Here is a 16,894-nt window from a genome sequence, read left to right as displayed (position 1 = left end):
TCCCCTGGGCAGATGACCGGCCGGGCGGCCCCCGGCACCGTGTTTCACGTGAAACCACTCAAGCGGCGCCCCCGCAGAAGCCTCCTTGTCGCACACGTCGCGGTATCCGTCAGCTGGCTCGGACTCACCGCCGGTCTGCTGACGCTGGCCATCGCCGCCTTCTCGACCGGGGACCCGGCCACCGCACGGGCCGCCACCCTCGCCATGAAGATCTTCAGCGACTGGCTCGTCATACCGGTCGCACTGCTCTCCCTGATCAGCGGTCTGGTCCTGTCGCTCCGCACCCCGTGGGGGCTGGCGCTCCACCGCTGGGTCTGGACGAAGTTCTGGCTCACCCTGATCACGACGGCGCTGTCCGTCCTCTCCCTGCGCCCCGGCATCAACGAGGCAGCGGAGCTCGGCAGGGCCGACATCAACCTGGTGGTCGCTCCGTCGGTGGCCACGGCGACCTATCTCTTCATCACGGCCGTCTCGGTACTGAAGCCGTGGGGCCCGACCCGGCGCGGCCGGAGGCTGCGGATCTCGGCCAGTTCCGTTAAAGCGGTGGACGCGCGATCATCGCGTCGGACAGCCTGACCCTCATGCCCAGCTCACTGCCCCGCCCGCTCGCCGGTCTGCCCGTCCGGCGCCTCACCCGGGACGATCTGGTCCCCTGCGCCGACCTCAGCGAGGACCGCGGCTGGCCGCGTGACGAGCACCGCTGGGGGCTGCTCCTGACGGCGGGAACCGCTCTCGGTATCGACGATCCGGACGGCAAGGGCCTGATGGCCACCTGTGTGGTGACCTCCTACGGCCCCCGCATGGCCGCCATCGGCATGATGCTGGTCGCCGAACGTTACGCCGGGCAGGGAGTCGCCCGGTACCTGATGGACAAGACGATCGGCACGACCGGCGGAGTCCCGCTCAGCCTCTACGCGACAGCCGCGGGCCGGCCGCTCTACGAGAAGCTCGGGTTCACCGCGGTGGGCAGCGCCCAGCGCGTGAGCGGGCATTTCCGGCCGGCCACCGGCACCGGCGGTCCGGACGCGACGGCCCGGCCGGGACGCACGGTCCGCCCCGCCTCTGCCGGGGATCTCCAGGCCATGCTCCGGCTGGACGCGGACGCCTTCGGGCTCGACCGGACACACCTCCTGACCCGCCTCCCCGCCTTCGCCGACCATCTGCGGGTGGCGGAGGACGACGGTGAGCTGATCGGTTACGCGGCGCTCTGGCCGAGCGCGGGCAGCCATGTCGTCGGCCCGCTGATCGCCCGGGACACCGCCGCGGCGAAACTGCTCGTGGCCTCGCTGGCCGGGGCGACCGAGCGGCCGCTCCGTGCCGACATCGACGCCCGTCACCAGGAGCTCCTGGACTGGCTCGGTGAACGCGGCCTTCAGCCCGGTTCCGAGACCACGGTGATGAGCCTCGGGGACCCGCAGCCGGGGGACCGGACGCAGTGCTTCGCACCGTTGAGCGTGGCGACCGGCTGACACCGGGCCGCTGCCCCGGACCGGATCTCCGGTCCGGGGCACCGCTCCCACCGGGTCAGCTGTCGAACCAGACAGTGAGCCGGACGTTCTCGTCTCCGTGTACGGCGGCGAGGGTTTCCATCACGGACCACACCGGCTTCCACTCGCCCTCCGCCGGCACCGCGTCGCGCCGGAGCATCCGCTCCACCCGGTAGCGGCGTCCGCCGTCCCGCCACTCCGTGCCTTCCGGCCACTCCGCCCCGCCGTAACCGGCTGCCGCACCCGCCGCGGGATCGACCGGCAGCCCGGCCACCGCGGCGAACCGTGGACTCCAGGCGGCCTTGGAGACGAGCGCCCAGGCGCCGTCCACCTCTTCGTACTCGTGGATGCGCCGGTCCGTCGTCTCGGCCGGTTCGTCCCAGTCGACGGACTTCAGCTCGTCCCAGCCGATCCAGCTGGCGCTGTGCGCCGTGTCGCCCCATGCGTCGAACTCCGCGCGTACCGCGTCTGACAGCAGCTCGGGAAGGCCGCGCTCCGCTGCGAGCGGAGCGAAGCCCGCATAGTTGCGCACCCCGAACAGGCAGCCGAACGCGTCGTAGTCCCGCCCCAGATACAGCAGATCGAGATCGACGGCCCCGGACCACACGTCTTCCGGATCCGACCACCGCGACCGGCACTCGACGAACCCGTGGATGTCAGCTCCCATGTGCGGAGATTCTTCAGCCGCGCGGGAGCCGGCACCACTGAATTACCTTGGCTCTCAGGGCAGATGAGACCTTGTACGTCCGCAGGGAACCGGGTCAGCGCCGGGCCGCGGGTACGGCGGCCGGTTCCGGAAGGTGGGCGGTGACGGTCCGGCTCCGGGTCGTTGTGCGGCGCTCCAGGGTGCTGGAGACGAAGGCCAGGACCAGCGCGGAGGCGGCCAGGACGGCGCCGACCCAGTTGGGCGCGGTGTAGCCGAGACCGGCGGCGATGACGATGCCACCGATCCACGACGACAACGCGTTGCCGAGGTTGAAGGCGCCGATGTTCACGGCGGAGGCGAGGGTTGGAGCACCGGCCGCCTGGTCGAGCACCCTCTTCTGGAGCGGGGGCACGGTCGCGAACCCGAGGCCGCCGATCAGGACGAGGGTGACGGCTGCCGCGATCTTGTTGTGGGCGGTCAGGGTGAACAGCGCCAGGACCACGGTGAGGGCGCTCAGCGACACGTACAGCAGGGGCATCAGGTGGCGGTCGGCGAATTTGCCGCCGAGCAGGTTGCCGCCGACCATGCCGAGGCCGAACAGGACCAGCAGCCAGGTGACGGACGAGGCCGAGTAGCCGGCGATGTCGGTCATCATCGGCGTGATGTAGGTGATCGCGGCGAAGACACCGCCGAAGCCCAGCACCGTCATCGCCATGGCGAGGAGTACCTGCACGTTGCGGAAGGCGGCGAGCTCGTGGCGCAGCCGGACGCCTTCGGTCCTGGGCTGCTCGGGAACGAGCTTGGCGACGCCGAGCAGGCCGATCACTCCGAGGGCGGCGACGAGGAAGAACGTGGTGCGCCAGCCCGCGGTCTGCCCGATGTAGGTGCCCAGCGGGACGCCGACGACGTTGGCGACGGTGAGTCCGGTGAACATCATGGCGATGGCACCGGCCTTCTTGTGCGGGGCGACCAGACCGGCCGCCACGACCGATCCGATGCCGAAGAAGGCTCCGTGGGCGAGCGAGGCGATCACCCGGCCGGCGAGCATGACACCGAAGACGGGGGCGGTCGCGGAGACCACGTTGCCGATGACGAACAGCCCCATGAGGATCATCAGCATGCGTTTACGGGTGATCCGGGTACCGAGCACGGACATCAGCGGGGCGCCGAGGACAACCCCCATCGCGTAGCCCGAGACGAGGTATCCGGAGGTCGGGATGGAGACCTGGAAGTCCGCGGCCACCTCGGGGAGCAGCCCCATGATCACGAACTCGGTGGTTCCGATACCGAATGCCCCGATGGCGAGAGCGAGGAGCGCGAGCGGCATGGGTGACCCCTTCCCTGGAGATTGCGCCTGCGCCTTACGAGCGTTCACAATAATTGCAGACGCCGACTAATTGCAAACGCGGGCTATTGCGTGGGTCGCCTATCCTGTAGGTACGCAGGGTAGGTAGGCAGCTAGGCAAGCAGTTCCAGCACGGAGGAGAGAGACCCATGACCGCGACGGACCCGGCACTGACCGCCCTCTCCCAGGGCTGGTGCGCGCTCTCCCTGCTCCACGGGAAGATCGAGGCCCATATCGAGCGTGCCCTGCAGAGCCGGCATGACCTCAGCGTGCGGGAGTACTCGCTGCTGGACGTGTTGAGCCGACAGCACAGCGGACCGGGCGGGCACCTGCAGATGAAGCAGGTGGCCGACGCCGTCGTGCTCAGCCAGAGCGCCACCACTCGCCTGGTCACCCGCCTTGAGGACCGCGGTCTGCTGACCCGGTACCTCTGCGACACCGACCGCAGGGGCATCTACACCGATGTCACCGAGGCCGGTCTCACCCTGCTCGCCGAGGCCAGGCCGACCAATGACACCGCTCTGCGCGCCGCTCTCGACGAGGCCGCCAAGGACCCCGAGCTGATGCCGCTCGTGCGGGCGGTCGAGGAGCTGAAGGTCCCCGTGTAGGCCGATTGCCGCCGCACGGCCGAAGGCCACTGCGTAGGCTGCTGATCATGAGCGATCTGGACATACGCGCGGCGGGCATCGACGACCTCCCCGAGATCGTGGCCATGCTGGCCGACGATCCGCTGGGCGCCGAACGCGAGTCGCCGGACGACCTCACGCCCTATCTGGCGGCCTTCCGGCGGCTGGCCGGGGACCCGAACCAGCACCTGATGGTCGCCGTGCGCGCGGGCCGGATCGTCGGCACCCTCCAGCTGACGGTGATCCCCGGCCTTTCCCGGCGCGGCTCCACGCGTTCCGTCGTCGAGGGCGTCCGCGTCCACCAGGACGAACGCGGGAGTGGACTCGGCACCCTGCTGATGCGGTGGGCGGTGGACGAATCCCGGCGCCAGGAGTGCCGGCTGGTCCAGCTGACATCGGATGCGAGCCGGACCGACGCGCACCGCTTCTACGAACGGCTCGGCTTCGTCGCCAGCCATGTGGGCTTCAAGCTCGCTCTCTGACCGCACCCGGCATTCGAGGTGACGATGCACCGCATCAGCGACGAACAGCGCCGCATCAGGCTGGCCGGGCGCCATCTCCTGACGCCCGCCACGCGGACCGGCTCCCCAGTGGCCGTCGCCGACGCCCTCGTGGCGCTGCACGCCACCGACGCGGCCACCGTCTTCCTGTCCGTGTGCGCCCGGCTCCGCACTCCGGACGTCGCCGCGGTGGAAAAGGCCCTGTACGAGGACGTCTCGCTGGTCCGGCTCCTCTCCATGCGCAACACGCTCTTCGTCGTGCCGGAAGCGCTGGCCCCGCGCATCGAGGCGACGAACGCCCGCGCGGTCGCGGCTAAGGAGCGCCGGACCTTGCTGAAGCACCTGGCGGAGGACGGCCAGGGCCTGGACGAGCGCTGGCTCGAAGCCACGGAGCAGGCCACCCTGGCGGCCCTGACCGCCCGTGGGACAGCCACGGGCAGCGAGCTCTCCGCCGCCGTACCCGCCCTGCGCACGAAGATCACGGTCTTCCCCGGCAAGAAGTACGAAGCGGTGCAGGGCGTGACGACCCGGGTCATCCGCATCATGGCCGCCGAGGGCCGGATCCGCCGGGACCGGCCCCGGGGATCCTGGACGTCCAGCCAGTTCCGCTGGACGGCGTCCGAGCCGCGACCGGCTCCGGCAACCGCAGAGGCGCAGGCAGAGCTGGCCCTGCACTGGCTCCGCTCCTACGGCCCCGCCTCCGAGGCCGACCTCAAGTGGTGGACGGGCTGGGGGCTCAGCCAGGTCCGCAAGGCGCTGGCAGCCGTCGGAGCCGAGGAAGTACGGCTCGACGACGGCTCGACCGCCTGGGTCGCCCCCGGAGACACCGGGCCCGAACCGGCTCCGGAGCCCTGGGCGGCGCTGCTGCCCGCGCTCGACCCGAGCGCGATGGGCTGGGCCGACCGCGGCTTCCACCTCCCCGCCGAGCACCGGGCGGCCCTCTTCGACCACTCCGGCAACATCGGCCCCACGGTGTGGTGGGACGGGCGCATCGTCGGAGGCTGGGCACAGCGCGCCGACGGCGAACCGGTGTGGCGGCTCCTGTCCGACACCGGCCGGGATGCCGTCTCGGCGATCGAGCAAGAGGCATCCCGGCTGGCGGGCTGGGTGGGGGAAGCACGGATCACACCGCGCTTCCGCACTCCGCTGGAAAGGGAGTTGACCGCCTGACCACCCGTCCGGAGTTCTGTTTCACGTGAAACAGAGCCGTCAACTTCCCAGGCCACGCCACCCGTTCTCATCCACTCCGCCCGGAACGGCCGCTGCGGGGTCGTACGGCTCGCGTGTGAAGACGAACGAGCCCAGGTCCAGATGGTTCACGCTGCCGTCGTCGTTCCGGACGATCCGCAGCGTCTCCCCCGCGTAATAGCCGTCCAGCCCGATCCAGGTGCCGTCCGGCCGGGCGGTGAACCGAGCGCCGCGGCCGTCTCCGCGGAGGCCTCGCAGTTCCACTCCGCGATCGGCGTTCAGGCGCAGGATGTTGGCACGCGTACCCCAGTACCAGGGGCCGGTCAGCGCGAGCAGCTCCGCGTCCACCTCGGGCAGGGGGCGCCAGGGCTCCGGGATGCGGGGCTCGGCCTCCGCGACGATGTCCACGAGCTCGGCGGCGACCTCACCGATCGGCGGCCCGGAGGTGGCGTTGGCGAACACCACCGCCGCCACGTCCTCCTCGGCGCAGATCCACAGGGTGGCCAGGAATCCGGGGAGCGAGCCGGTGTGCCCGACGAGCGTGCGGCCCTTTCTGTGGATCACCTGGAGCCCCAGACCGTAATTCCCCTCCCAGTCCCCCTGCTCGGGGGGTGCGGACGGCGCCTTCATCTCCGCCACGGAGGCGGCGCAGAGCACCCGGTCGTCTCCCTCGGCGAGGAAGGCGGCGAACCGGAGAAGATCGGCGGTGGTGGACCAGAGCTGGCCGGCCGGAGCCATCAGTCCGAGGTCCTCGGCCGGCTCGGGCAGCATGGCGTCCGCCCACGGGTGGACGGCCCAGCCACCGGCATGGGGTGCCTCCGGACCGGGACTCGTGCGGTGCATGCCCAGCGGTTCCAGGAGTTCACGCTTCAGGACCTGCGCCCAGGACGCCCCGCGCACGGCTTCGATCAGCGCTCCGAGCATGGTGTAACCGGGGTTGGAGTAGTGGTGACGACGGCCGGGCGGGTGCATCCGGGTCTGCTCACCCAGCACATCCGCGAGCTCGGGCCGCAGACTGCCCGGGGTCCGTTCCCACCACGGCGCGGGCGCCTCCGCGCCGAGCCCGGCGCTGTGGCCCAGCAGCTGATGAATGGTGACCTCGCCCAGCCCCGTTCCGGGCAGGTGCTTCTCCAGCGGATCGGCCAGATCCAGCAGTCCCTCGTCACGCAGCCGAAGGACCAGCACGGCGGTGAACGTCTTGGTGAGGGATCCGATTCTGAACTGCGTGTCGTCATCGGGAGCATGGCCGTCGACGCAGGAGCGGGCGCCGTTCCAGACGGTCTGCCCCTGCCGCCGGACAGCGGCGACGACGGAAGGCGCGCGCCCGTCGGACTGGGCGGTGGCGATGCGGTGCAGCAGGGCGCGCTGCGTAGCCGGAAGCAGCTGTTCAGCAGGAGCGGTCATCGGTTCAGCGGGAGTGGTCATCGTCAACAACTACCGCCCCGGCCTGCCCCGGTGCCACCTCATTCCCGGGCCCGAAGCAGAACGGGCCCGGGCCCGGAGCGGACCCGGCCGTGCCAGGAGCCGGACCCCGGCCCGGGCCAGGAGGGCCGCCCACACCTTTGAGGCCTGCCGCGAGGCGGCATCCGGCGGTGTTCCGCCGAGGGTGAAGTCCCGCCCGTCCGGGCCCGGCGATCACTACAGTCCAGTCACATGACGACGGTTACCACGCGCACGGTCGAGTACCCGGCCGACGGGCTGACGATGATCGGACACCTCTCGCTCCCGGCCGGCACCGGCCGCGCGCCCGCGGTCCTGCTCGGGCCCGAGGGCCTCGGCCTGACCGATGTCCAGCGCCGCCGTGCAGACGCCCTGGCCGAGCTGGGATACGTGGCACTGGCCTTCGACATCAACGGCGGACGCTGCCTCGAAGACCCCCAGCAGATGCTGGCGCACGTGACCCCACTGCTCGCCGCCCCCGACCGGATGCGGGACATCGGGCACGCGGCGCTGGACGTGCTGCGCGCCGAACCACGGACCGATCCCGACCGGATCGCCGCCATCGGCTACGGCACCGGAGGCATCATCGCGCTGGAACTCGGACGTGACGGAGTCGACCTCCGCGCGATCGGGACGGTCAACGGACTCAACACGGGCCTGCCGGACGAGACGGCACGCATTCACTGCCCGGTATGGGCCGGCGTCGGCTCGGAGGACCCCATCATGTCGTCCGCCCAACGCGACGCGTTCACCGACGAGATGCGGGCTGCGGGCGTCGACTGGCGCCTCGTCGTCTACGGCGGAGCCCTGCACGCCTTCCACCATCCGACGGTCGACCACACCGTGCTCCCCGGCGTCGGCCACCATCCGCTCCACGCGGGGCGAGCCTGGCGCGACGTCCTCGACCTGCTCGCCGAATGCCTGCCGCTGGGGGAGCAGGCCATGGCGGCCGGCCAGCCGGCGGCATGACACGGCAGGCGGGGCGTCCGTCCCGCCGCACCGACCGGGAAAGGAACCCGCAACCATGGCTCGTGCCATCACTCTGATCCGCTCCGACTCCCTCTCCGACGTCGCCGAGTACGCCTACGCGGCCACAGCACCCGCCGAGGCCCGCCTGATCTTCCTCGCCGGTTCGTGTCCGCTGAACGATGACGGCTCCACGGCGGCGATCGGGGACTACGCGGGCCAGGCGGCGAAGGCCATCGAGAACATGCGGACAGCTCTCGCCGCCGCGGGCGCGTCACTCCAGGACGTGATCAGCACCCGCGTACTCGTCGCGTCAGCCCGCCAGGAGGACCTGGTGACCGCCTGGCAGGTGGTCCGCGACTCGTTCGCCGACCATGACGTCCCCAGCACCTTGATGGGTGTCACCGTGCTCGGCTACCACGACCAGCTCGTCGAGATCGAAGCCGTCGCCGCCGTGATCGACTGAGCCCTCGGTTCCCCCGCACCTCCGACTGCTCAGCAGGGCGGTTCCCAGACCGAGCAGTCGTGTGCGAACAGCACACGCCGCGGGTCGAACTCCAGGAGCCGCCCCAGCCACGGCCGGTACGTGGGAAGGGGCTGCTCCAGACCCTGGAGTCCGGCGAGGTGAGCCAGCTGGTCGGCTGCGAAGTGGGACGCGAAATCGTGTGCCTGTCCGGCGAGGACGACGGTGCCGTCATCCTGCCGGACCACCAGTGACTGATGGCCGTCGGTGTGGCCAGGGGTGGGAACGATCCACACTCCTGGCCACACCTCCGCCTCTCCGGAGATCTCCTCGTAGCTCGCACCAGGGAAGTCGACGAGTTCGTCCACGGTGTAGTCGCCTCGACGCGCGGCGGCCAGTTCCCTGTCCTGGACCAGGATCGGTCTGCCGCCCAGCAGCGGATTGCCCCCGCAGTGGTCGAAGTGAAGATGACAGTTCACCACCAGGGACACGTCCGAGAGGGAGACTCCGGAGGCCGCGAGCGCCCTCCGCAGATCTCGGCGCTGTGGGCGGTAGTGGGCTTCGGTATCAGGACCGGCGTCCCCGATGCCGGTGTCGAAAAGGATCAGTCCCTCGTCACGTCGGACCAGGTAGGCGAGTACGGATTCGACTCGCGGCTGAGGGCCACCGGTCTCCGACGCGGGTCGGACGAAGTACCCCAGGTCGAGGCGACGAACCGCCGTGCTGTTTGTCATCCGGCCACCCTGGCAGGGAACTACCGTCGTCCCAGCAGTGTTTGCCGACAGCGGACAGCGGACAGCGGACAGCGGACAGCGGACAGCAGGCACCGGGGACCGCGGACCGCAGACCGGGCGGAGTATGCGGCGAAGCCGTCACCCGTGGTGAAGCCGACGTGTCCTCCGGCCGCACGTCACCGTGAGAGGCGGGCCTCGATGCCGTCGAGCAAGAAGTCGAGGCCGAGCCGGAAGGTCTGGTCGGCGTCCAGGTGGGCGGCATCGCGCACCACCGTGGCCAGCGCCGGGAACCGTCCGGTGGCGAAGGTCCGCTCCAGATAGGGCCCGAGCGATGCCTGCCAGCGCTTCTCGTCCATCCCGGTGGACCGTTCGGCACGCCGCTCGGCGTTCTCCCGGCGCACCGCGCCGATCACGTACGCGTTGACCGCGGCGACCACCGGCATGGTGGCGTCCAGGCCGATATCACCCAGCGCGGCCACCACGGTCTCGCCGCCGGCCAGCGCGTTCGGCCCGAGCTGGGGCCGGCCGCCCAGCAGATCCGCGAGCCATTCGTGCTCGTGAGCGGCGTGCCGAGTGGCTTCGGCAAGAGAGCGGAGCACCTCGCGCCAGCCGTCTCCGACCGGCCGGATCTCGGCGTGGACGGCGTCGACCATCAGGTCGAGCAGCTCGTCCTTGCCGGCGATGTAGCTGTACAGCCGCATCGGACGGACATCCAGGGCGGTGGCGACCTTGCGCAGCGACACCGCGTCCAGACCGTCCGCGTCGGCCAGCCGGATCGCCGCTCGCACGATGCCCTCCCGGCTCAACGGCACCGGTACCGGGCGATTCGGGGGCTCCGGCCTCTCCCACACCAACATGCGGCTCACAATACATCGCATCGAGCGATACAGTGTATCGGCCAGTACGGTGCATCGGTCAGTACGGCGTATCCGTGTATCCGCGTGTTCGTGTATCGAAGGGGAAGAGCATGACCATCGCCATCGCCATCGTCGGAGCGGGCCCAGGCGGCCTGGCCCTTGCCCGGGTGCTGCATGTGAACGGGATCGACGCCACCGTCTACGAACGGGACTCGTCACGGGAGGCACGCGGTCAGGGCGGCATGCTCGACATCCACTCCGGCCAGCGGGCGCTCCGCGAGGCCGGTCTGATCGACCGGTTCCACGCCCTCGCCCGGGGCGAGGGGCAGGACATGCGCCTCCTGGAACCGGACGGCACCCTGCTCCTCCAGGAGGACACGCCCGACGACGCCCCGTCCGAGCGCCCCGAGATCGATCGGGCCGATCTGCGCGACCTGCTGCTGGACTCCCTCCCCGAGGGCACGGTGCGCTGGGGACACGCCTTCGAGTCCGCCGACAACGGCCTGCTGCACTTCGCCGGCGGCGGCAGCGCACCGTATGACCTGCTGGTGGGCGCGGACGGCGCGCGCTCCCGGGTCCGCGCCCTGCTCACCGACGCCCGCCCGGCGCACATAGGCCAGAACGTCGTCGAGATCGGCATTCCCGACATCGACCGGACGCACCCCGACCTCGCGGCGATGGTCGGGCGCGGCAACTACTGGGTGCTCGGCAACGGAATCTCCCTGGCGGCGCAGCGCAACGGCGACGGCCGAGTCCGTATCGGCATCAGCTTCTACAACACCGCCGAGGACTGGTTCGCCACCAGCGGTATCCCGTTCGACGACCCGGCCGCTGCCCGTGCACGGCTGATCGACCTGCTCCCCGGCTGGGACGCACGGTTCACCGCGCTGATCGCGGCCTGCGACGACACCGTCGTACCGCGCTCGATCACCACGCTCCCGCCCGGCCTGACCTGGCCGTCGGCGCCGGACGTCACCCTGCTCGGTGATGCCGCGCACCTCATGCCGCCGGTGGGTGAGGGCGCCAACATGGCCCTGGTCGACGGCGCCCTGCTCGGCCTCGCGCTGGCCGCCCGCCCGGACGACGTACCCGCCGCCGTCAAGGAGTACGAACGCGAGATGTTCGAACGCACCGGCGCCGCCGCCCGGATGTCCGCGAAGATGCAGGAGCTGCTGATGTCGCCGGACGCTGCCCGGAGGATGCTTGAGTTCTTCCAGCCCGGCTGAGGCCGGTATCGCGCCTGGAGCCTGTCCAGCGGCGATATCTGTACCAGATCGGTCGCCGTAGCGCCGCCGTCGAAAGGGCCACCGTAGAAGGCAGACGACGTCCGCACGCCAGCGGGCTCTCAAGTCAGGGGAGCCCGCTGGGCGACGAGTTCGGAACGGGTCAGCTCAAGCAGTCGCCCCATCCGGTCCCGTCCCCGGCCGTCGGGAACGTCTCGCCAGAAGGGCGAGTCCGAGAAGCCGGGTAGCTGATCCTGGCGTCCCCCGTGGAGAGGAGGATCCGGGCGGGTTCGGGGGGCTTGGTGGACAACTGCGTCCGCCGTCCTCGGCCCGGTGGTCCAGGAACACCGACGTCAGCGTACGCATCCGCTTCGGATGCTCGGCGATGTAGCCGACCAGCGCGCGGATGTACGCGTGCAGCGCTTCGCGGGGCCCGGTCGCCGCACGGGTGTGCTCGGTCATGTGCCGGGTGATGTCCGCGTACGCCTCATCGACGAGAGCGGCGATCAGCTCACTCTTCCCGGCGAAGTGATACGAGATCAGACGGGTACTGCTCAACCCGGCCCGCTCCGCGATCCGGGCGAACGTGGCCTGCGCGTAACCCAGTTCCGCGATGGTCTCCACCGTGGCCAGGATCTGCGCCCGGCGGGCGATGGAGGTGACGGACTCGGTCCGGAAAAAGCGGAGCCCCGGCTTCCTGGGTCTGCGGGATCTCGCGGGCCGTGAGGGAGGACGGCTCCCGAACTACCCCTTCGGCTCGGCCGCCACGATGCCCAGCAGCCCAGGGAACCTCCGCTCGATGTCGGCCCGGCGCAGGCTGGCCATCCGGCTGTTGCCCCGGTCGACCTGCCGGATCAAGCCGGCCTCGCGCAGTGCGCGGAAGTGGTGCGTGACAGTCGCCTTGGAGACCGGCAGCCCGAAGGAACTGCACGTCCGCGCCGCGCCGTCGGGTTCGGCTGCCAGTTCACGCACCACTCGGCGGCGCAGCGGATCCGCCAGCGCGGAGAGTACGGGGCCGAGCTCGATCTCCTCGACGCTCGGGTGGCCTTCGTCGTCGGGCATCCGCGACTACCCCTTTCAGGTATGGATTGCATCGTACCTATGAGTTCGATAACGTCTCGCAGGTACGAGATTGATGGTACCTATCGGAGGAGCCCCTGCATGCCTCAGCTACTCACCCTCGTCGGCACCGCTCACCCCAAACCCGAACGCGCCGAGGAGTTGAAGCAGCTTCTGCTCTCGTTCGTCGAGCCGACCCGCCAGGAGCCCGGCTGCCTCGAATACCACTTCCACGAAGATCGCAACGACCCCGGCGTCTTCGTCTTCTACGAGGCCTGGCGCTCCCAGGCCGATCTCGACGCCCACCTCGCCCTCCCCCACATGCGGGCCTTCTGGGAGCGGCGCATGGACTACCTGGCGAGCGACCTCGACATCCGTTTTCTCACCATGCACAGCCCCTACCAGTCGGACGTGCGGCGCAGCTCGGAGCACGCCGACGCGAAAATCCGCCGGCACGGCTGAGACCCCGCGAGATCCGGGGCCTCCTACGGCTGCAACATCACCGGTCAGGTCTGCGCCATGTCCACGAAGCGCGAGTAGTGCCCCTGGAAGGCGACGGTGATCGTCGCCGTCGGACCGTTACGGTGCTTGGCCACGATCAGGTCCGCCTCGCCCGCGCGCGGTGACTCCTTCTCGTAGGCGTCCTCGCGGTGCAGCAGGATCACCATGTCGGCGTCCTGCTCGATGGAACCGGACTCACGGAGGTCGGAGACCATCGGCTTCTTGTCCGTGCGCTGTTCCGGGCCACGGTTCAGCTGGGAGAGCGCGATGACCGGCAGTTGGAGCTCCTTGGCGAGGAGCTTGAGGTTTCGGGACATGTCCGAGACCTCTTGCTGACGGCTCTCGGCACGCTTCGAGCCACCGGACTGCATCAGCTGCAGATAGTCGATGACCACCAGCTTGAGATCGTTGCGCTGCTTGAGGCGACGGCACTTCGCCCGGATCTCCATCATGGAGAGGTTCGGGGAGTCGTCGATGTAGAGCGGGGCGGCGGAGACGTCCGGCATCCGGCGCGCCAGCCTGGTCCAGTCCTCGTCGGTCATGGTGCCGGAACGCATGTGGTGGAGGGCCACCCGCGCCTCGGCGGACAGCAGTCGCATCGCGATCTCGTTGCGGCCCATTTCCAGGGAGAAGATCACGCTGGGCAGGTTGCTCTTGATCGAACAGGCCCGCGCGAAGTCCAGGGCGAGGGTGGACTTACCCATGGCGGGGCGGGCCGCGATGACGACCATCTGGCCCGGGTGGAGGCCGTTGGTCAGGGCGTCGAGGTCGGTGAAGCCGGTCGGCACACCGGTCATCTCTCCGCTGCGGGAACCGATCGCCTCGATCTCGTCGAGCGCGCCCTCCATGATGTCGCCGAGCGGCAGATAGTCCTCGCTGGTCCGCTGCTCGGTGACGGCGTAGATCTCGGCCTGTGCGGAGTTGACGATGTCGTCCACATCGCCGTCGGCCGCATATCCCATCTGCGTGATCTTCGTACCGGCCTCGACGAGCCGTCGCAGGACGGCACGCTCATGAACGATCTCCGCGTAGTACGAGGCGTTGGCCGCGGTCGGCACCGACTGGACCAGGGTGTGCAGATACGGGGCTCCGCCGACCTTGGTGATCTCGCCGCGCTTGACCAGTTCGGCCGCGACGGTGATCGGGTCGGCCGGCTCGCCCTTGGCGTAGAGGTCGAGGATCGCCTGGAAGACGGTCTCGTGGGCGGGGCGGTAGAAATCGTGGCCCTTGATGATCTCCACGACATCGGCGATGGCGTCCTTGGACAGCAGCATGCCGCCGAGGACCGACTGTTCCGCGTCGAGATCCTGGGGCGGCACCCGCTCGAATTCCCGGGAACCGCCGTCCCAGCCGCCGCTCTCCCGGCCCCGGTCGTGCTGCTCTGCGCGGTCACGGCCCTCGCCCCGGCGCTGGCGGGAGACGGGCAGCCGGTCGCTGGGGCCGGTGTCGGCCCAAGGGTCGTCCAAAGGCTCGGGGATACTCATCCGGCCACCTCCTCCCGTCCGCTCCGCGGACCTAGCCGTGCCACTCTTTCTTACGGCACGGCACCGACAAACAAGACGCCCGACTCCGGTTGCGGTGTGTCGGGTTCTGCCGGTTTCCAGGCCGAAACAGGGTGGGGGCGCCGCCCCACGTTAGGCCTCCGAGCACCGTCAGCCAATCTGGTTATCCACAGGGCTTGTGGACGACGGACCAGATGCTGTGGAGAACCACGCAGAACCTGTGCACGGACCGGGGGACAGCACTGTGGAAAAACTCATAGCACCCCCACCATCACTATCCTGACCTGCATGTTTCTCATCCACCGACTGTGGGGGAGAAAAACTTTCCGAGTCGGCGCAAGATCACGGCAACGCACACGCAGCAGAACGCCGAACTCCTCCACATGTAAGGACCACTCGGGGATTGCATCTGTTACCTGTGGAAGATTAGATTGACCCCTATGACCCAGGCACCGGCGAGCCCGCCACCCAGTCGTCGTCGGCACGACCGCGAGATCATCGCACTCGCGGTTCCCGCCTTCGGCGCGCTCGTGGCCGAGCCCCTTTTCGTCATGGTCGACAGCGCGATCGTCGGCCATCTCGGAACTCCGCAACTGGCCGGTCTGGCCGTGGCGGCGGCCCTCCTGACGACCGGCGTGAGCATCTTCGTCTTCCTCGCGTACGCCACCACGGCAGCGGTCGCCCGCCGGGTCGGAGCCGGGGACCTGTCCTCAGCCATCCGCCAGGGCATGGACGGCATCTGGCTGGCGATACTGCTCGGCCTCGCGGTCATCGCCCTGACGCTCCCACTGTCCCCCTGGCTCGTGGAGGTCTTCGGCGCATCCGACACCGCGGCCCCCTACGCCACCACCTATCTGCGGATCTCCAGCCTCGGCATCCCCGCCATGCTCGTCGTCATGGCCGCGACCGGCGTGCTCCGGGGCCTGCAGAACACCCGGACCCCCCTCTACGTCGCCATCGGCGGCTTCACAGCCAACGGGGCCCTCAATGTGGCCCTCGTCTACGGCGCCGGCCTCGGCATCGCCGGATCGGCCTGGGGCACGGTGATCGCCCAGATCTCGATGGCCGCGGCCTATCTCGTCGTGGTGGTCCGCGGCGCCCGGCGGCACGGTGCCTCACTGCGGCCCGACATCGCCGGTATCAAGGCCAGCGCCCAGGCCGGCGTTCCGCTCCTGGTCCGGACGATGTCGCTGCGCGCCGTCCTGCTCATCGCCACCGCCGTCGCCGCCCGGCTGGGCGACACCGACATAGCCGCGCACCAGATCATCCTCTCGCTCTGGAGCCTGATGGCCTTCGCGCTGGACGCCATCGCCATCGCTGGTCAGGCCATCATCGGACGGTACCTGGGGGCAGATGACGCGAAGGGCGCGCGCGAGGCCTGCCGCCGCATGGTGCAGTGGGGCATCGCGTCCGGCGTGCTGTTCGGGGTACTGATCGTTCTCGCCCGGCCGCTGTTCGTGCCGCTGTTCACCAGCGACCAGTCCGTCCAGGACACCCTCTTCCCCGCCCTGCTGGTGGTGGCCCTGACCCAGCCGATCTCCGGGGTCGTCTTCGTTCTGGACGGTGTGCTGATGGGCGCCGGCGACGGCCCGTATCTGGCCTGGGCGATGCTCGTCACCCTGGCCGTCTTCGCTCCGGTGGCCCTGCTGGTTCCCACGCTCGGCGGCGGGCTGACGGCACTGTGGTGCGCGATGACGCTGATGATGGCCGTCCGGATGGCGACGCTCTGGCTGCGGACCCGCTCAGGCAAGTGGCTGGTCACTGGCGCCGCTCGCTGAACCACTGCTGGGCCGCCCACCGGAGCTCTGCACCCTGCGCTCTGCCTGTTTCACGTGAAACGGGCGAAGGGCCGCACCTCAAGAGGTGCGGCCCTTCACTGTTCTGCTGCGTTGCGGCCTGATCAGGCAGCAACGACCTCGACGCCGAGCTTCGCAGCGACCTCGGGGTGCAGACGCACGGACACCTGGTGTCCGCCGAGCGTCTTGATCGGCGAGCCGAGCTCGACACGACGCTTGTCGACGTCCGGACCACCGGCAGCCTTGATCGCCGAGGCGATGTCGGCCGGGGTGACGGAGCCGAAGAGACGGCCGGCGTCGCCGGAGCGAACGGCCAGACGGACCTTCACGGCCTCAAGCTTGGACTTGATCTCGTTGGCCTGCTCGATCGTGGCGATCTCGTGGATCTTGCGGGCGCGGCGGATCTGCGCCACGTCCTTCTCGCCACCCTTGGTCCAGCGAATGGCGAAGCCACGCGGAACCAGGTAGTTACGGGCGTACCCGTCCTTGACGTCAACGACGTCGCCAGCAGCACCGAGGCCGGAGACCTCGTGGGTGAGGATGATCTTCATGATTCGGTCA

At 69.8% G+C, this 16,894-nt stretch carries 19 protein-coding genes; 10 read left to right on the top strand and 9 right to left on the bottom strand.

The annotated features are described in order from the left end of the window. Positions 1 to 48: 48 nt before the first annotated feature. Together ACFVQ0_RS16450 and ACFVQ0_RS16445 are read left to right on the top strand one after the other, a co-directional pair. Entirely contained in the window at positions 49 to 576 is a 528-nt protein-coding gene (locus tag ACFVQ0_RS16450; RefSeq protein WP_390088511.1) for a DUF2269 domain-containing protein, read from the top strand. Between the two features lie 5 nt (positions 577 to 581). Continuing rightward, positions 582 to 1,469, top strand: a complete 888-nt coding sequence (locus ACFVQ0_RS16445; protein WP_390088509.1) for a GNAT family N-acetyltransferase — start codon at positions 582 to 584, stop codon at positions 1,467 to 1,469. A 55-nt stretch (positions 1,470 to 1,524) separates the two neighbouring features. Here ACFVQ0_RS16445 and ACFVQ0_RS16440 read toward each other — a convergent pair whose 3' ends face one another. Both ACFVQ0_RS16440 and ACFVQ0_RS16435 read right to left on the bottom strand, forming a co-directional pair. After that, positions 1,525 to 2,154 (bottom strand): hypothetical protein, encoded by a 630-nt coding sequence (locus ACFVQ0_RS16440; protein ID WP_390088507.1) that lies wholly within the window; start codon positions 2,152 to 2,154, stop codon positions 1,525 to 1,527. A 94-nt stretch (positions 2,155 to 2,248) separates the two neighbouring features. Continuing rightward, a complete protein-coding gene (locus ACFVQ0_RS16435) occupies positions 2,249 to 3,460 on the bottom strand; it encodes an MFS transporter (RefSeq protein ID WP_390088506.1) in 1,212 nt (403 codons plus the stop codon). 167 nt (positions 3,461 to 3,627) lie between these two features. Here ACFVQ0_RS16435 and ACFVQ0_RS16430 point away from each other — a divergent pair, with 167 nt between their 5' ends. The 3 genes from ACFVQ0_RS16430 to ACFVQ0_RS16420 are packed head-to-tail and all read left to right on the top strand — an operon-like array spanning position 3,628 to position 5,774. Continuing rightward, on the top strand, positions 3,628 to 4,086 hold the full coding sequence (locus tag ACFVQ0_RS16430; protein WP_390088504.1) for a MarR family winged helix-turn-helix transcriptional regulator: 459 nt from the start codon (positions 3,628 to 3,630) through the stop codon (positions 4,084 to 4,086). A 47-nt stretch (positions 4,087 to 4,133) separates the two neighbouring features. Then, a complete protein-coding gene (locus ACFVQ0_RS16425; RefSeq protein WP_390088502.1) occupies positions 4,134 to 4,586 on the top strand; it encodes a GNAT family N-acetyltransferase in 453 nt (150 codons plus the stop codon). A 24-nt stretch (positions 4,587 to 4,610) separates the two neighbouring features. After that, positions 4,611 to 5,774: a winged helix DNA-binding domain-containing protein gene (locus tag ACFVQ0_RS16420; protein ID WP_390088500.1), complete on the top strand. Its 1,164-nt coding sequence runs from the start codon at positions 4,611 to 4,613 to the stop codon at positions 5,772 to 5,774. Positions 5,775 to 5,813: 39 nt separating this feature from the next. Here ACFVQ0_RS16420 and ACFVQ0_RS16415 read toward each other — a convergent pair whose 3' ends face one another. Then, the gene (locus ACFVQ0_RS16415) at positions 5,814 to 7,196 is read right to left on the bottom strand and encodes a serine hydrolase domain-containing protein (protein ID WP_390088498.1); all 1,383 of its coding nucleotides are present in this window, start codon (positions 7,194 to 7,196) and stop codon (positions 5,814 to 5,816) included. 249 nt (positions 7,197 to 7,445) lie between these two features. On the opposite strand from ACFVQ0_RS16415, the gene ACFVQ0_RS16410 reads away from it, so the two are divergent. Both ACFVQ0_RS16410 and ACFVQ0_RS16405 read left to right on the top strand, forming a co-directional pair. After that, complete coding sequence (locus tag ACFVQ0_RS16410; RefSeq protein ID WP_390088496.1) at positions 7,446 to 8,201, top strand: dienelactone hydrolase family protein; 756 nt, start codon at positions 7,446 to 7,448, stop codon at positions 8,199 to 8,201. Positions 8,202 to 8,256: 55 nt separating this feature from the next. Beyond that, a complete protein-coding gene (locus ACFVQ0_RS16405; RefSeq protein WP_390088494.1) occupies positions 8,257 to 8,664 on the top strand; it encodes a RidA family protein in 408 nt (135 codons plus the stop codon). A gap of 29 nt (positions 8,665 to 8,693) precedes the next feature. Here ACFVQ0_RS16405 and ACFVQ0_RS16400 read toward each other — a convergent pair whose 3' ends face one another. Both ACFVQ0_RS16400 and ACFVQ0_RS16395 read right to left on the bottom strand, forming a co-directional pair. After that, positions 8,694 to 9,395, bottom strand: a complete 702-nt coding sequence (locus ACFVQ0_RS16400) for an N-acyl homoserine lactonase family protein (protein WP_390088492.1) — start codon at positions 9,393 to 9,395, stop codon at positions 8,694 to 8,696. A 176-nt stretch (positions 9,396 to 9,571) separates the two neighbouring features. Further along, the gene (locus ACFVQ0_RS16395) at positions 9,572 to 10,252 is read right to left on the bottom strand and encodes a TetR/AcrR family transcriptional regulator (RefSeq protein ID WP_390088490.1); all 681 of its coding nucleotides are present in this window, start codon (positions 10,250 to 10,252) and stop codon (positions 9,572 to 9,574) included. Positions 10,253 to 10,368: 116 nt separating this feature from the next. Here ACFVQ0_RS16395 and ACFVQ0_RS16390 point away from each other — a divergent pair, with 116 nt between their 5' ends. Then, complete coding sequence (locus ACFVQ0_RS16390; RefSeq protein ID WP_390088877.1) at positions 10,369 to 11,478, top strand: FAD-dependent oxidoreductase; 1,110 nt, start codon at positions 10,369 to 10,371, stop codon at positions 11,476 to 11,478. Positions 11,479 to 11,643: 165 nt separating this feature from the next. Here ACFVQ0_RS16390 and ACFVQ0_RS16385 read toward each other — a convergent pair whose 3' ends face one another. Further along, a complete protein-coding gene (locus tag ACFVQ0_RS16385) occupies positions 11,644 to 12,099 on the bottom strand; it encodes a TetR/AcrR family transcriptional regulator (RefSeq protein ID WP_390088488.1) in 456 nt (151 codons plus the stop codon). Between the two features lie 120 nt (positions 12,100 to 12,219). Then, positions 12,220 to 12,537: an ArsR/SmtB family transcription factor gene (locus tag ACFVQ0_RS16380; RefSeq protein WP_390088486.1), complete on the bottom strand. Its 318-nt coding sequence runs from the start codon at positions 12,535 to 12,537 to the stop codon at positions 12,220 to 12,222. A gap of 99 nt (positions 12,538 to 12,636) precedes the next feature. Here ACFVQ0_RS16380 and ACFVQ0_RS16375 point away from each other — a divergent pair, with 99 nt between their 5' ends. Next, positions 12,637 to 12,996, top strand: coding sequence for a putative quinol monooxygenase (locus ACFVQ0_RS16375; protein ID WP_390088484.1), 360 nt, complete (start codon positions 12,637 to 12,639; stop codon positions 12,994 to 12,996). Between the two features lie 44 nt (positions 12,997 to 13,040). On the opposite strand, the gene dnaB is transcribed toward ACFVQ0_RS16375, so the two are convergent. Further along, entirely contained in the window at positions 13,041 to 14,501 is a 1,461-nt protein-coding gene (dnaB, locus tag ACFVQ0_RS16370; RefSeq protein WP_390088875.1) for a replicative DNA helicase, read from the bottom strand. 476 nt (positions 14,502 to 14,977) lie between these two features. Between dnaB and ACFVQ0_RS16365 the strand changes: the two genes are divergently transcribed. Continuing rightward, positions 14,978 to 16,315, top strand: a complete 1,338-nt coding sequence (locus tag ACFVQ0_RS16365; protein ID WP_390088482.1) for an MATE family efflux transporter — start codon at positions 14,978 to 14,980, stop codon at positions 16,313 to 16,315. 122 nt (positions 16,316 to 16,437) lie between these two features. On the opposite strand, the gene rplI is transcribed toward ACFVQ0_RS16365, so the two are convergent. Next, a complete protein-coding gene (gene rplI, locus ACFVQ0_RS16360; RefSeq protein WP_073733221.1) occupies positions 16,438 to 16,884 on the bottom strand; it encodes a 50S ribosomal protein L9 in 447 nt (148 codons plus the stop codon). Positions 16,885 to 16,894: the final 10 nt, after the last annotated feature.

The sequence above is a fragment of the Streptomyces sp. NPDC057900 genome (genome assembly GCF_042887885.1).
In the GTDB taxonomy this organism is placed as follows: Bacteria; Actinomycetota; Actinomycetes; order Streptomycetales; family Streptomycetaceae; genus Streptomyces.
Note: the sequence above shows the minus strand (reverse complement) of the source record. Positions and strands in the feature narration are given on the sequence as shown.

What these genes read in the sequence shown, in the direction of transcription:
- ACFVQ0_RS16445 (WP_390088509.1), top strand. Translation starts at nt 582, where the DNA reads ATGCCCAGCTCACTGCCCCGCCCGCTCGCCGGTCTGCCCGTCCGGCGC.
- ACFVQ0_RS16440 (WP_390088507.1), bottom strand. Translation starts at nt 2,154, where the DNA reads ATGGGAGCTGACATCCACGGGTTCGTCGAGTGCCGGTCGCGGTGGTCG.
- ACFVQ0_RS16435 (WP_390088506.1), bottom strand. Translation starts at nt 3,460, where the DNA reads ATGCCGCTCGCGCTCCTCGCTCTCGCCATCGGGGCATTCGGTATCGGA.
- ACFVQ0_RS16430 (WP_390088504.1), top strand. Translation starts at nt 3,628, where the DNA reads ATGACCGCGACGGACCCGGCACTGACCGCCCTCTCCCAGGGCTGGTGC.
- ACFVQ0_RS16425 (WP_390088502.1), top strand. Translation starts at nt 4,134, where the DNA reads ATGAGCGATCTGGACATACGCGCGGCGGGCATCGACGACCTCCCCGAG.
- ACFVQ0_RS16420 (WP_390088500.1), top strand. Translation starts at nt 4,611, where the DNA reads ATGCACCGCATCAGCGACGAACAGCGCCGCATCAGGCTGGCCGGGCGC.
- ACFVQ0_RS16415 (WP_390088498.1), bottom strand. Translation starts at nt 7,196, where the DNA reads ATGACCGCTCCTGCTGAACAGCTGCTTCCGGCTACGCAGCGCGCCCTG.
- ACFVQ0_RS16410 (WP_390088496.1), top strand. Translation starts at nt 7,446, where the DNA reads ATGACGACGGTTACCACGCGCACGGTCGAGTACCCGGCCGACGGGCTG.
- ACFVQ0_RS16405 (WP_390088494.1), top strand. Translation starts at nt 8,257, where the DNA reads ATGGCTCGTGCCATCACTCTGATCCGCTCCGACTCCCTCTCCGACGTC.
- ACFVQ0_RS16400 (WP_390088492.1), bottom strand. Translation starts at nt 9,395, where the DNA reads ATGACAAACAGCACGGCGGTTCGTCGCCTCGACCTGGGGTACTTCGTC.
- ACFVQ0_RS16395 (WP_390088490.1), bottom strand. Translation starts at nt 10,252, where the DNA reads ATGTTGGTGTGGGAGAGGCCGGAGCCCCCGAATCGCCCGGTACCGGTG.
- ACFVQ0_RS16380 (WP_390088486.1), bottom strand. Translation starts at nt 12,537, where the DNA reads ATGCCCGACGACGAAGGCCACCCGAGCGTCGAGGAGATCGAGCTCGGC.
- ACFVQ0_RS16375 (WP_390088484.1), top strand. Translation starts at nt 12,637, where the DNA reads ATGCCTCAGCTACTCACCCTCGTCGGCACCGCTCACCCCAAACCCGAA.
- ACFVQ0_RS16365 (WP_390088482.1), top strand. Translation starts at nt 14,978, where the DNA reads ATGACCCAGGCACCGGCGAGCCCGCCACCCAGTCGTCGTCGGCACGAC.
- rplI (WP_073733221.1), bottom strand. Translation starts at nt 16,884, where the DNA reads ATGAAGATCATCCTCACCCACGAGGTCTCCGGCCTCGGTGCTGCTGGC.